The organism is Halopenitus persicus, from assembly GCF_900107205.1.
GTDB classification, from domain to species: domain Archaea; phylum Halobacteriota; class Halobacteria; order Halobacteriales; family Haloferacaceae; genus Halopenitus; species Halopenitus persicus.
The window spans coordinates 18,546-31,167 of sequence record NZ_FNPC01000001.1 but is presented as its reverse complement, the minus strand read 5'-3'; the positions used below and the strand labels follow the sequence as shown (position 1 = coordinate 31,167).

Below are 12,622 nucleotides of genomic sequence, written 5' to 3'. Positions count from 1 at the left end.
GCCGCCGGCCGATGCGAGGCTGCCGCCGGCCGGTGCGGGGCCGCCGCCGGCCGATGCGAGGCTGCCGGTGCGGGGACGCCGCCAGCCATCGGAGGCCGGCCTCACCGATCCGCCCACTCGACCATCCGCGTATAAAAGGGGTCCGAGCGGAGCGCCGCCCGGTCCCCGACGAGCACGAGGGCCTGCTTCGCCCGCGTGAGCGCGACGTTGGTGCGGCGGTGGTCCTCGAAGATCGGCCCGTCGAGCTCGCCGGTCGCGACGAACGAGACCACGATCACCGGCTTGCTGGAGCCCTGGAACCGGTCGACGGTGTCGACGGTCACGTCGGTCCGGCGCCCGATCTCCGCCACCTGGGCGCGGAACGGCGCGATGACGCCGATGTCGTCGGGGTCGACCCCCGCCGCGACGTAGGCGTCGACGATCGCCGCGACGCGCTCGGCCTCGCGAACGTTCCGGTTGCCGTCCCGGGTTCCGTCGGGGTCGATCAGGGTGACGTCCCGCCGGAGCTCCGGCGGGAGGTCGGCGACGTCGTCCACGAGATCGGCCACCGACCGGGCGGCGACGTCGCCGGTCGCGGGGCGGAGCGCCCCGCCGTAGAACTCCCGTGAGGCGAACGCCTGGATCCGCTGGCTCATCCGGTACTGGCGGTCGAGCATCACGCTCGCCTCGGGGTACGTCTCCACGAGCCGCTCGAACAGCGACCGTTGGAGGTCGTTCTCGGCCCGGACCACCGGCGGCAGCTGTTCGTGGTCGCCGACGAGGACGAACCGGTCGGCCAGCGAGATCGCCGCGAGGGTGCTCGGCTCGGTGAGCTGGGAGGCCTCGTCGACCAGCGCCACGTCGAATGACTGCTCGCGGAGCACGCGTGATCCGCAGGCGGCGGTCGTGGCGGCCACGACCCCGGCCGACTCCAGCTCGCGCGCGCGGTCAGTCGGGTCCCCCCGCTGTCGGATCCGAACGTCCTGCATATCACCGCGAACCCCGGTCTCGGTGCCGACGCGGACGACGTCCTCGTCGGGAACCGCGAGATCGCTGGCGTCGCCGTCCGGACTCCCGTCCCCACCCTCGGCTCCCGTCCCGTCCCGGAGCGCCGCCAGCGCGTTGTCGACCGCGCGGTTCGTGAACGCCGCGAGCAGCACCCGGTCGCCGTCGGCGACGAGCGCCTCGATCGCCCGGGCGATGGTGTAGGTCTTCCCGGTGCCGGGCGGGCCGTGGATCAGCGCGAGGTCCTCCGCGGTCGTCGCCAGGTTCACGGCGTCGTTTTGCGCGTCGTTGTTGGCGATCCACTCCCGCTCGGGGCCCGAGAACGTCGGCTCGCGCCGGTCGAACAGCACGTCCTTGCGCCGCTCGTCGCCCTTCAGGATCGCGTCGTGGACCGCGGTGAGCATCCGGTCGACGGAGATCTCCGAGGGATAGACGTCGAGCCGCCGGAGCGGAACCGGTTCGTCGGTTTCGACGACCACGGTGTCCCCGAGCGACCGGATCCGCCCGAGTTCGGCATCCCCGGCGATCGGATCCCCGTCGGAGGCGAGGGCGACGTCGCCCTCCCGGAGCTTTGAGACCGCGTTACCGGGTTTGCGAGCCTCGAGTCGCCAGCGGCCCCCCTCGAGCTCGGTCTCGGAGACGGGGTCGAGGTCGATCAGCGCCCGGTCGTCGTCGGCCCGCTCGGCGGGCGACTGCTCCCAGAGCTTCCGGTACTCCGCATGCGTCTCCCGCCGTTCCGCCTCGATCGCGCGGTAGAACCGGTCGACGTACTCGCGCTCCTCGGCCGGCAGCGGGGCGCCGATCTGTCCGGCCTTCGACTCCTGGTTCAGCCGGCCCGAGACGACCATACAGGTGTCCTGCTCGAAACAGTACTGACAGGTCGCGTCCGCCTCGTGGCCGGTCGGGATGCCGGGCTGGTCGCCGGACTGGCCGTCTGGTTGGTCGCCGGACTGGCCGTCTGGTTGGTCGCCGGGTTCGTTGAGGACGTGCCACTCCATCGCCGCGAGCTCGTTTCGGGTGCGGATCACGAAGTCGAGCAGCCCGTCGCCGATCGAGAACTCCTTTGCCGGCGAGAGGTCACCGGTGGCCTCGTTCCGGTCTAAGGCGGTGTTCTTCGTGTACAACAGCGTGCCGGTGTCGGGTTGCTGGTCGTGTTCCGCGAGCATCAGCCCGTAACAGGCGGCCTGGATCTTGTCCTGAAACCGGGGTTCGCGGTTCGTGTTCTTGCCGGTCTTCAGCTCGACCGGCATTCCCCGCCGGAGCGCGTCGGCGCGCCCCTTCAGCCCGTAGGTCGGCGAGATCAGCGTGTACTCCGAGCGCCAGTCGTCCCCGTCGGTCAGGGTTCCCTGCGCCAGCCAGCCGTCGATCGCGGCGGCGTTGCGCCGGACCTCGTCGGCCACCTCCGCGGCGTCGTACCCCAGGATCCCGAGCTCGAGTCCGGCCTCGGCGACGCGGTCGGCGACCGACGCCTCGAGGTCGACCCCGCGGAGCAGGTCGCCGAACACCTCGTGGACGATCGTCCCCTTGACCACCGGGTAGTTCAACGGGATCCCGGACAGCTTATTCAAATAGTACATCCGGGGACACTGGACCCACGACCGGATGCCCGTCACGTCGACGAGGAAGTCGGGCTCGAGCACGACGGCCGAATCGCCGGTCGTCGAGTAGGTCGTCTCCCCGCGGTATTCGCCCGCCTCGGCGTCGGTCACGAGCAGCTCCATCCCGATCGCGGCGTGGTCGGCCGTGTGGGTCCAGTCGCCCCACAGCGTGATCGAAACCGGATCCGCTGCGCCGTCCTCGGGGCGGATCTCGATCGAACAGCAGTCCCGCTCGCCGTACTGCGTCGACGCCGACCGAACCCCGCCCACGTCGACGATCGGCCCCCGAAGGTTCACGGACGCGTGTGGGTGACGGGCGCGAAAAACGCTGTCGGTCACTGGGGGTGGCGTCGAGTTTCGCGAGCCGTTCCCGCCGCTCGCGAACCGCGTACGCCACTGGCGAATCGCGCGCGCCACCGATACGCTAATGCGTCGGCGGCGGCAACCGCCGCTATGCGCGTTCGAGACTGGCAGGACATCCTTCAGGAGGTGACCGAGGAGTCGACCGATCCGGACGGCTGGCGCGCCGTCGCCGGCAATCGCCGGAACGGCGTCGGCGAAGACCTGTTCATCGGCCACCCGAGCGTCGGCGTCTACCAGCTCAAGACGTACGCGAAGAATCCCCGTGAGCTCCGGGGCGTCGGCACCCGCGTCGCGCGCCGGGTCGACGACGGGCTCGACCCCCTGTTGCCGGCCGAGGACGCCGCCGGTCGGTTCGCGGTCCGGACGCCGCCCGAGGACGAGGACCACGCCAAGGAGATGGCGACCCGCCTCGAGGAGACGCTGAAGGTCCACGCCGAGGCGCCCACCGAGCCGGACCACCTCTTCGAGGACGTGATGGAGGCGATGGACGCCCCCGCGTTCGGCCCGATGGACTACGAGTTCGACGGCCGCCCCGACGAGCTCGACGAACTGACCGACGAGTTCGAGGAGGCCGAACGCCTGCTGTCCGCGGAGCTCGAGGACCTCATCGAGGACGACGCGGTCGGTCGCGGCTTCCACTGACGCGGTCCCGAGGGCGTCGACCGCTCGCCGTCACAACCGGCTCCGCGCTCGATTTTCAGGAACGTTTTAACCGCCGGCGAGAAACGGCGGGTATGCTCGACGTCGCCTTACATACCGGAAGCGAACACCCCGACCTGTGGTTGATCGCCGTTCCGACGCTGCTGGCGTTCCTCGCCGGCATCGGGATCAACCTCTTCGGCGACCGGATCCGATCGACGCTGGGACTCGGCGACGAGTCTGCCGAGTAACCGGCGAGAACGCCGGCGGTCACCGTGGCGTCCGAGACCGCGTGCGCCTGGGTGACAGACCGCGTGCGCCTGGAGACGTTTCTTTTGAATCAGCTGGTCAGTCCAGCGTGTAGCATCTGCCAAAAACTCCCTTTATATACCCATTTCTGCAGAAGTAGAAATCGTGATTTCCGAAATCGTGATTTCCGAAATCGACAGTTCCATTACGCTCGGGATCGGACACGTGGTATGGAACGATTCGTTGATCGAGACCTCGAACTCGATCAACTCACGGACTGCTACGAGTCCGAGACGGCGGACCTCCTCGTCATCTATGGTCGCCGTCGTCTCGGGAAAAGCGAGCTCGTCCGCCAGTCCATCGCCGATCGGGAGGACGCCGTCTACTACCAAGCGGTCGAATCAACGGCGCAAAACCAACTCGAGCGGTTCGTCGATGCCGTCACCGTGCAGTTTCCGTCACTGCGGAACGTCCGTCGGGACTGGGAAGTCCTCCTCGAAGCACTCGGTGAGGAGGACGCGATCGTCATCATCGACGAGTTTCCGTTCCTCATCGAGGAGGACGAGTCGCTTCCCTCCCGCATTCAGCGCGTCTGGGATATGGAGTTACAGGAGACGGGGATGACGCTCGTGCTCGTCGGCTCCTCGATCAGCGTTATGGAGGACAAGGTTCTCTCCGGAAGCGCGCCGCTGTACGGTCGGCGGACGGCGACGATCGACCTCGAGCCCCTCTCCGTCGCCGATGCACGCCAGTTCTTCCCGGCATACGACCCCGAGACAGCCATCGCCGCGTGGTCGATCTATGGCGGCACGCCGTACTACCTCCAGACGATCGACTCCGAGCAGCAGTTAGGAACGAACGTCCAGCAGGCGATCCTGTCGGAACGCGGACTCCTCTACTCCGAGCCCGAGTTCCTGCTCCGGACCGAACTCCGACAGCCAAACACGTACTTCAGTATTCTCCGCGCGCTCGCTCACGGGCGTCGCACCCCGAACGAGATCGCGGGTATGGCCGGTATGGACTCGGACTCGCTCAGCACGTACCTCCAGAAGCTTCGCCGCCTCCGCCTCGTCGAACGCCATATTCCCGTGACCGAATCGCCGAGGGCCTCGAAGCGTGGGCGGTATCGGATCGCCGCGCCGCTGTTCCGTTTCTGGTTCCGGTTCGTGTACGGGAATCAGGACCAACTTCGGATGCTCGGCGACGACGCGTACGACGAGCTCGTTGCGCCCGAGCTGGCGGATTACGTGAGTCCGCTGTTCGAACGGCTCTGTCAGCAAGCGCTCCCGGACCTCCTCGACCGACGGTTCCGTGACATCGGCCAGTGGTGGTTCAAAGAACACGAACTGGACGTCCTCGGCCTCACCGACGAGGGACTCGTCGCCGGCGAGTGCAAGTTCACCTCCCAACCCGTGAGCGAAGGCGTCCTCACCGATCTCGAACGAACGACCTCGAACGTACGGTGGTCAAAGGGACCAGCAGACGGGGAGCCGCTGTACGTGTTGTGTAGCCGCTCCGGGTACTCCGACGATCTCGAACGCGTTGCGGGTTCGCGCGACGACGTGCTCCTCCTCGAGTTATCCGACATCATCACGTGAGACGACCGTCCCGTCCATTCCTAAACCGCGATTACGCTTTCGCGCCGGGAGGACGTCAAGGGCCCAGATACCCCCACGCCTGCAGCCGGTCGCCCTCCCCGTCCGTCCACCGCTCGCCGATGTCGTCCCGGTAGTACATGTTGGGCATCACGATGTCGTCGATGCGGCCGTACGCCTGCTCGCGTGCGGCCGCCATCGTGTCCCCTTTGCCGGTCACCACGATGGGCATCCCGTTGTCGCCGGCGACGCGCCACTGGCCGTCGACCTTCTTCGCGTCCTCGATGTGCACCCCCTCCTGACTCTCCGTCTCGAAGACCACGGCCGCGTTCCGGGAGTTCTCGTCGTACGTCTTCTCGTCGTCGAACGGGAACGGCGGGAGGACGATCCGAACGGCGATCTGGTAGCCGCTGTGAACGTCCAACTCGGGGTCGTTGCCGTGGGCGAGGTCATAAAAGAACTCGCCCGTCGAGGACTCGATGGATTCCTCCTGCAGGGCGATCGTGGGGTAGCCGAACCGGGGCGTGAACTCCAGCGGATAGATCCCGGTCTCGTTGACGATGCAGTTGATGTCGATGCTCCCGACGTAGCCCTCGTCGGCGAGCCAGCCCTCGAGCTTGCCGAAGGTTTCTTTGAAAAGCTTGTTCTGACCGGCCCAGAACATCGACGTGCCCATCTCGCCGGTCGAGGGGCCGATGTTGCCGGGGAACAGCTTCTTGTGCTCGAAGTTGAAGTTGACCTGGTCGATGAACTCCTCGCCGTTGAAGAACCCGCAGATGGCGACCTCGACGCCCTCGACCTTCCGCTGGAGCTGGAAGCCCTTCATCCGATGGCCCCACGCCTTTTTATACGCCCGCAGGACGTCGACCACGTCGCTCCCGTCGTCCTCGTTGCCGACGTACAGGAGTCGCTTAACGTTCTGGACCTCGCCGAGCGGCTTGATCACGTACGGGGCGGGGTGTTCCTGCACGTGCTGAATGCCGGCGTCGAAGTCGTGGAAGACGTGATGTTCGACGGTGTTCACGCCGTGGTCCTCGAGGATCTCCATCGCGTAACCGCGGTCCTCCTCGAGCCGATCGGTGTTCGGCGTGCCGCCGACGACCGCCTTCCCCTCCGCACGGAGTTCCTCGGCGAGCGCGCCGGTGCCGACGTCCGAGCCGACCCAGATGTCGTCGAAAACGATGACGTCGGCCCACTCGACGTCCCCGCGCCAGTCGTCCGTTTTGGGAACGAAGCCGTCCCCGATCTCCCGGTCGCCCTCGGCCTCGATGTAGTACTTCACGTCGTGCCCCTCGCGGTGGACCTGCCAGGCCAGGTCCGTGATGAGCGCCGCGTCCGCGGAGACGAACAGGAACCGTTTGGATGCCATAGCCGAACGATGGCCGGCAGCGACTTGAAGTCTCCCCCGACCGATCCGCACCGACGGCGCCACGGCGAAATCACGGGACTGCGACGGAGGGTACTCCACGACCGTGGTCGTCGATCGGCGACCGTTGAATCGGGGGAGGACAGTCTTAAGAGGCTAACCGCTCAATCAGGAGTCGTATATGACCTGGTCCAATGAGGACTGGTGGCCGAATCTGTTGAGACTCGACGTGCTCGACGATAACGCCCACGACGTCAGTCCGTACGACGAGGACTTCGATTACGCCGAGGAGTTCCAGCAACTCGACTTCGAGGCGGTGAAGGAGGACATCGAGGAGGTAATGACGACCTCCAAGGAGTGGTGGCCGGCCGACTACGGTCACTACGGGCCGCTTTTCATCCGGATGGCGTGGCACAGCGCCGGGACGTACCGGACCCTCGACGGTCGCGCCGGCGCGGCCGGCGGGCTGCAGCGGCTCCCGCCGGAGAGCAGCTGGCCTGACAACATCAACCTCGACAAGGCCCGACGGCTGCTGCAGCCGGTCAAACAGAAGTACGGCCGCAAGCTCTCGTGGGGCGATCTGATCGTCCTGGCCGGGAACGTCGCCCTCGAGTCGATGGGCTTCGAGACGTACGGCTTCGCCGGCGGCCGCGCGGACGAGTTCAAGTCCAACGAGGCCGTCGAGTGGGGGCCCGAGACCGAGTGGGAAACGACCTCGCCCGAGCGGTACGAGGACGGCGAGGTCGGCAACCTCAAGGACCCGCTCGCGAACACCGTGATGGGCCTCATCTACGTGAATCCCGAGGGCCCGGACGGCGAGCCGGACGTCGAAGGCTCCGCGAAGAACATCCGGGAGGAGTTCGAGCGGATGGCGATGAACGACGAGGAGACGGTCGCGCTCATCGCCGGCGGCCACACCTTCGGGAAGGTCCACGGCGCGGACGACCCCGAGAAGCACCAGGGCCCCGAGCCCGAGGCGGCCCCGATCGAGGAGCAGGGTCTCGGCTGGAAGCACGACTTCGAGGACATCGGCGGGATGATCACCAGCGGCATCGAGGGACCGTGGACCGACGCGCCGACGCGGTGGGACATGGGCTACATCGACAACCTGCTGGAGCACGAGTGGACCTCGGTCAAGGGTCCCGGCGGCGCCTGGCAGTGGCATCCGGTCGAGGCGGACGAGATCGAGCACGCGCCGGGCGCGCAGGACCCCTCGAAGACGGAACAGCCGATGATGCTGACGACCGACGTCGCCCTGAAACACGACCCCGACTACCGGGCAGTTCTGGAGCGCTTCCAGGAGCATCCCGACGAGTTCCAGCAGGCGTTCGCGAAGGCGTGGTACAAGCTCATCCACCGCGACATGGGCCCGCCGGAGCGGTTCCTCGGTCCCGAGGTTCCCGACGAGACGATGCTCTGGCAGGACCCGCTTCCCGACGCCGACTACGATCTGATCGGCGACGCGGAGGCCGCCGAGCTCAAGGAGGAGATCCTCGAGACGGACCTGACCGTCTCCCAGCTGGCCAAGACCGCGTGGGCGTCCGCATCGACCTACCGCGACAGCGACAAGCGCGGCGGCGCCAACGGCGCCCGGATCCGACTGGAGCCCCAGCGGAGCTGGGAGGTCAACGAGCCCGCGGAGCTGGAGACGGTTCTTGAAACCCTGGAGGACGTGCAGTCGGCGTTCAACGAGTCTCGCTCGGACGACGTGCGGGTCTCGCTGGCCGACCTGATCGTGCTGGGCGGCAACGCGGCCGTCGAGCAGGCGGCCGCCGAGGCCGGCTACGACGTGACGGTTCCGTTCGAGCCGGGCCGAACGGACGCCACGCAGGAGCAGACCGACGTCGAGTCCTTCGAGGTGCTGGAGCCGAAGGTCGACGCCGTCCGGAACTACCTCGGCACGGGCGACTACGACGACCTCTACGACTCGCCCGAGGAACGGATGGTCGACAAGGCGGAGCTGCTGAACCTGTCGGTCCCCGAGCTGACGGCGCTCGTGGGCGGGATGCGCGCGCTGGGCGCGACCTACGAGGACACCGACCGCGGCGTCCTCACCGACCGGCCGGGCGCGCTGACGAACGACTTCTTCGTGAACCTGCTCGACATGCGCTACGAGTGGGAGCCGGTCGACGAGGACGGGTACGTCTTCGAGATCCGCGACCGCAAGACCGGCGACGTCGAGTGGGAGGCCACCCGTCTGGACCTCATCTTCGGATCGAACTCCCGGCTTCGCGCCGTCGCCGACGTCTACGGAGCCGAGGACGGCGAGGAGGAGCTCGTTCAGGACTTCGTCGACGCCTGGAGCAAGGTCATGCGGCTCGACCGCTTCGACCTGGAGTGACGCGAACCGGCCGGTGACGCCGGCCGTTCGCTCGTCGGACTGACGTCGGCCGCGCCTTCCGCGACCGATCGTTTCTTTGTTTCTCCCGCCGCAGCGCCGTACAGGCGTGGAACTCCTCGCACTCGCGGGCCTGATCTTTGCCGCACTCGCGGCCGTGTTGTGGGCCGTCCACAACGTGATCGTTCGGATCGCGACCCGGACGGGAACGGTCGCCGACACGCTGGCGGTCGTGCTGGCGGTGAACTTCGTCTGTCTCGTCCCGTTCTCGGCGGTCGCCTACTATCCGGATTACGGCCTCACGCCGGTCGCGGCCGGCGCGTTCGCGGCCGCCGGGCTCGCCGGGTTGCTGCTCGGGCGCCTCTGTATGTTCGAGGCGATCACGGCGATCGGTGCCAGCCGGACGACGCCCGTCGTCTCGGCGTCGACGCTGGTCTCGACCGGTCTGGCCGTGTGGTTTCTCGGGGAAACGATCACCCCGAGACACCTCGTCGGCATCCTCTGTATCGTCTCGGGCGTCGCCGTCATCTCCTGGCTGACCGCGACGGACGCCGGGGGCGACACCTCGCTTCGCGGGATCGGACTGTCCCTGCTGCTTCCGCTCGCGGCCGCGACGTTCATCGGGATCGAGCCGGTGTTGATCCGCGTCGGGCTGACCGCGGGGACGCCGATCCCCGTCGGCCTCTCGGTGATGATCACGACGGCGTCCGTCAGTTATCTCGGCTACCGGCGCGTTCGTGACGGGGCGATCTCGCTTCCCCGACACGGCGAGGGGCGCCGCTGGTACGTCTGGGCCGGGCTCTCGAGCTCCGCCGGGCTGATCGCGTACTTCGCCGCGCTGGAGGCCGCGCCGGTGGTGATCGTGATCCCGATCCTCCAGGTCTCGCCGCTGGTCGTGCTCGTCATCTCCGCGGCGTTCCTGCCGCGACGCGTCGAACGGGTCACCCTCCGGCTCGTCCTGGCTGCGGCCGTGGTCGTTGTCGGCGCCGCGCTCGTCTCGCTGTCGGGGTGAGTCAGCGTCGAAGGGTGAATCAGCGTCGATGGGTGCGTCGGCGTCAAGGGGTGAGTCAGCGTCGATGGGTGCGTCGGCGTCAAGGGGTGAGTCAGCGTCGAGAGGATCGGGGGCGTCGTCGTTCGGGACGAGTCGGCGTCGGCAGGCGCCGCAGTTCGGAACCGATCGCCTGCAGGGACGCCCACGGCGTGACCCCGTTCCACGATGAACCGGAAAATCGACAGCCCTTTTACTGTCCTTCCGATAGGAGGCAATGCGGAAAAACACGTGAGCGCGTGGGTAGCCAAGCCAGGCCAACGGCGCAGCGTTGAGGGCGCTGTCCTGTAGAGGTCCGCCGGTTCAAATCCGGTCCCACGCATCGCACGGCGGCACACCCGCCACACCGATGCACGGTGTTGTCCCCTACGACAGCACCCACGCACAATCCTTCGACGACAACGCCTCCAGCGGCGGCGTCGTTGACGACCCGTGGGTGATCGATTCCTCGTTTCTTTTAAAACCCTGCGGCCGGTAGCCCGAGTATGGCCAAATACTCGACGGGGTCGTCAAGCGGCGGCGGCGACGGCGACTCCTGCGAGCTTTGCGGACGCGAGACGGGCGATCTCCGACGAGCGAAGGTCGCGGGTGCGACCCTGCTCGTCTGTTCGAACTGTCGCCCCCACGACGACAGCGCCGACTCGAGTTCGGGCGGCGGGTCGGGCGGTTCCGACCGGGGGGACGACTCCCCGAGTCGGTCGCAGGAACTCGCGCGCAAGCAGGCGAAGATGTACGACGCGGGAACGGGCGACGCCAGCCACTGGGAGCAACACGGCACCGATTACGAGGACGACCAGCTTCCCTACCTCGTGTCCGGCTACGGCGCACGCGCCGAACAGGCGCGCCAGGACGCGGGACTGACGATCGAGGAGCTCTCCGAGGAGACCGGCCTCGCGGAGGACGACATCCTGGCGGTCGAACAGGGTCGAGCCGCCCGCGCGAACGTCGGCGGGTCGGTCATCCGGGCGCTCGAGGAGCATCTCGACGCCGCCCTCGTCGACGAGTAACCGCGGCGACCGGAACGGGAGGCCCTTTCACCGGGGATGCCGTAGGTCCGGTATGGCCCTTCGAGCTCGCGACCACGTGCCGGCGGTGGCGGCGCTGCTGTCGGCGGCCGCGTTGGCGCTCGTGTTCGCCGCGGTGACCGGATCGATCCCCACGGGATACGTTCCCGACCCGGGGGACGCAGTGCTGTCGGCGTTCGCCCACCTCAACGCCGTCATCTCGGTCGTCGCCATCGGAACGATCGCGGCCGGCGGGCGGGCGATCCGGAACGGCGACGTGCGGCGACACCGCGCCCTGATGGGGCTGTCAACCGTCCTGTTCGGCACCTTCCTCGCGTGTTACCTCTGGCGGTTGACCCTCCTCGGGACCGCCGAGTTCCCCGGCCCCGAGGTGTATTACCGATACGTCTACCTTCCGTTCCTGGCGGTCCACGTCCTGTTGGCGATCGTCTGCATCCCGCTCGTCTGTTACGCGCTGGTGTCCGCGCTGACGCGACCGGTCGCTGCGATCCCCGAGACCGCCCACCGGCGAGTTGGCCGGATCGCGGCCCCGCTGTGGATCGTCTCCTTCGCGATGGGCGTCGGCGTCTACCTGCTGCTGCACCACGTGTTCTGAGTGGGCATTCAATTCTGAGCGGGCATTCAATTCGATCGAGGAGGGCGGCGAGTCGCGACGCTCGCTCGGAACGTCCTACTCCTCGGCGTCGATGTCGCCGAACACGAGGGCGAACAGCACCGCCACGAACCCGAAGCTGGTGGCGATCGCGAACAGGTCGCTTCCGGAGAGGGTCACGCCGCCGGAGGCCGGTGCCGGCGTGTCCTCCGAGGATCCGTCGCCGCTTCCGTCGCCGGAACCGGATCCCTCGCCGCTTCCGCCGTCGCCGCCATCGCCGCCGCTTCCGCCGCCGTCCCCGCCGCTACCGCCGCCGGACGGTTCGATGAGGTCGTCGTCGGTGCTGCCGACGGCCACGACGCCCTTCATCCCGACCGCCTCGTGGGGGTCACACTGGTACCGGAACGTCCCCTCGCTCTCGAACGTCTGCTCGAAGGTGTGTCCACCCTCCTGGACGAGCTCCGACTCGAAGGCCCCGTCGGCCTCCGCGACGTTGTGCTGGCCGCCCTGGCCGGTCCACTCCCAGACCACCGTGGTGCCGGGGTCGACGAGGATCGCGGGCGGGTCGAACAGCAGCCCGTTGCCGGCGCCGACGGACACCGTCACCTCGTCTTGCCCCGTCATATCCACGGTTCCCTCGTAGTTGCTCACGCCCTCGAGCCAGCCGTCGTAGTTCGCCGCCGCGCTTCCGGCACCGACGGCGATCCCGGCGGTCGCTGCCGCGGCGCCGGCACCGAGCCGGACGAATCCCCGCCGGTCGATGGTCGTCTCGCTTCCGCTCGATGCCGACTCCCGCGGTGAATCACGTAGTGACATATCTAGAGT

The 12,622-nt window shown here is 67.8% G+C and carries 10 protein-coding genes and 1 tRNA gene; 8 read left to right on the top strand and 3 right to left on the bottom strand.

The features are described 5' to 3' along the window. Nucleotides 1-101 precede the first annotated feature (101 nt). Nucleotides 102-2,879: an AAA domain-containing protein gene (locus BLV25_RS00145; protein ID WP_092730151.1), complete on the bottom strand. Its 2,778-nt coding sequence runs from the start codon at nt 2,877-2,879 to the stop codon at nt 102-104. Nucleotides 2,880-3,035: 156 nt separating this feature from the next. On the opposite strand from BLV25_RS00145, the gene BLV25_RS00140 reads away from it, so the two are divergent. The 3 genes from BLV25_RS00140 (at nt 3,036) to BLV25_RS00135 (ending at nt 5,431) form a co-directional block, all read left to right on the top strand. Then, complete coding sequence (locus BLV25_RS00140) at nt 3,036-3,587, top strand: hypothetical protein (protein ID WP_092730149.1); 552 nt, start codon at nt 3,036-3,038, stop codon at nt 3,585-3,587. Nucleotides 3,588-3,679: 92 nt separating this feature from the next. After that, complete coding sequence (locus BLV25_RS17155) at nt 3,680-3,835, top strand: hypothetical protein (RefSeq protein ID WP_021072671.1); 156 nt, start codon at nt 3,680-3,682, stop codon at nt 3,833-3,835. 228 nt (nt 3,836-4,063) lie between these two features. Beyond that, nucleotides 4,064-5,431, top strand: coding sequence for an ATP-binding protein (locus BLV25_RS00135; RefSeq protein ID WP_092730147.1), 1,368 nt, complete (start codon nt 4,064-4,066; stop codon nt 5,429-5,431). 55 nt (nt 5,432-5,486) lie between these two features. Here BLV25_RS00135 and BLV25_RS00130 read toward each other — a convergent pair whose 3' ends face one another. After that, nucleotides 5,487-6,797, bottom strand: a complete 1,311-nt coding sequence (locus BLV25_RS00130; protein ID WP_092730145.1) for a phosphoribosylamine--glycine ligase — start codon at nt 6,795-6,797, stop codon at nt 5,487-5,489. Between the two features lie 178 nt (nt 6,798-6,975). On the opposite strand from BLV25_RS00130, the gene katG reads away from it, so the two are divergent. The 5 genes from katG (at nt 6,976) to BLV25_RS00105 (ending at nt 11,800) form a co-directional block, all read left to right on the top strand. After that, on the top strand, nt 6,976-9,135 hold the full coding sequence (katG, locus tag BLV25_RS00125; RefSeq protein ID WP_021072675.1) for a catalase/peroxidase HPI: 2,160 nt from the start codon (nt 6,976-6,978) through the stop codon (nt 9,133-9,135). 106 nt (nt 9,136-9,241) lie between these two features. Next, nucleotides 9,242-10,144 carry an EamA family transporter gene (locus BLV25_RS00120; protein WP_092730143.1) on the top strand — a complete coding sequence of 301 codons (903 nt, stop codon included), beginning with the start codon at nt 9,242-9,244 and terminating at the stop codon, nt 10,142-10,144. Between the two features lie 273 nt (nt 10,145-10,417). Then, nucleotides 10,418-10,502, top strand: a tRNA-Leu gene (locus tag BLV25_RS00115). Between the two features lie 163 nt (nt 10,503-10,665). Continuing rightward, complete coding sequence (locus BLV25_RS00110; protein WP_021072678.1) at nt 10,666-11,187, top strand: helix-turn-helix domain-containing protein; 522 nt, start codon at nt 10,666-10,668, stop codon at nt 11,185-11,187. 52 nt (nt 11,188-11,239) lie between these two features. Beyond that, complete coding sequence (locus tag BLV25_RS00105; protein WP_092730141.1) at nt 11,240-11,800, top strand: DUF420 domain-containing protein; 561 nt, start codon at nt 11,240-11,242, stop codon at nt 11,798-11,800. A gap of 75 nt (nt 11,801-11,875) precedes the next feature. Here BLV25_RS00105 and BLV25_RS00100 read toward each other — a convergent pair whose 3' ends face one another. Next, nucleotides 11,876-12,613 carry a halocyanin domain-containing protein gene (locus tag BLV25_RS00100; RefSeq protein WP_021072680.1) on the bottom strand — a complete coding sequence of 246 codons (738 nt, stop codon included), beginning with the start codon at nt 12,611-12,613 and terminating at the stop codon, nt 11,876-11,878. Between the last annotated feature and the right edge of the window lie 9 nt (nt 12,614-12,622).

Excerpts from the sequence above, each read along its gene's own strand:
- BLV25_RS00140 (WP_092730149.1), top strand. The coding sequence starts at position 3,036 with ATGCGCGTTCGAGACTGGCAGGACATCCTTCAGGAGGTGACCGAGGAG.
- BLV25_RS17155 (WP_021072671.1), top strand. The coding sequence starts at position 3,680 with ATGCTCGACGTCGCCTTACATACCGGAAGCGAACACCCCGACCTGTGG.
- BLV25_RS00135 (WP_092730147.1), top strand. The coding sequence starts at position 4,064 with ATGGAACGATTCGTTGATCGAGACCTCGAACTCGATCAACTCACGGAC.
- BLV25_RS00130 (WP_092730145.1), bottom strand. The coding sequence starts at position 6,797 with ATGGCATCCAAACGGTTCCTGTTCGTCTCCGCGGACGCGGCGCTCATC.
- katG (WP_021072675.1), top strand. The coding sequence starts at position 6,976 with ATGACCTGGTCCAATGAGGACTGGTGGCCGAATCTGTTGAGACTCGAC.
- BLV25_RS00110 (WP_021072678.1), top strand. The coding sequence starts at position 10,666 with ATGGCCAAATACTCGACGGGGTCGTCAAGCGGCGGCGGCGACGGCGAC.
- BLV25_RS00105 (WP_092730141.1), top strand. The coding sequence starts at position 11,240 with ATGGCCCTTCGAGCTCGCGACCACGTGCCGGCGGTGGCGGCGCTGCTG.
- BLV25_RS00100 (WP_021072680.1), bottom strand. The coding sequence starts at position 12,613 with ATGTCACTACGTGATTCACCGCGGGAGTCGGCATCGAGCGGAAGCGAG.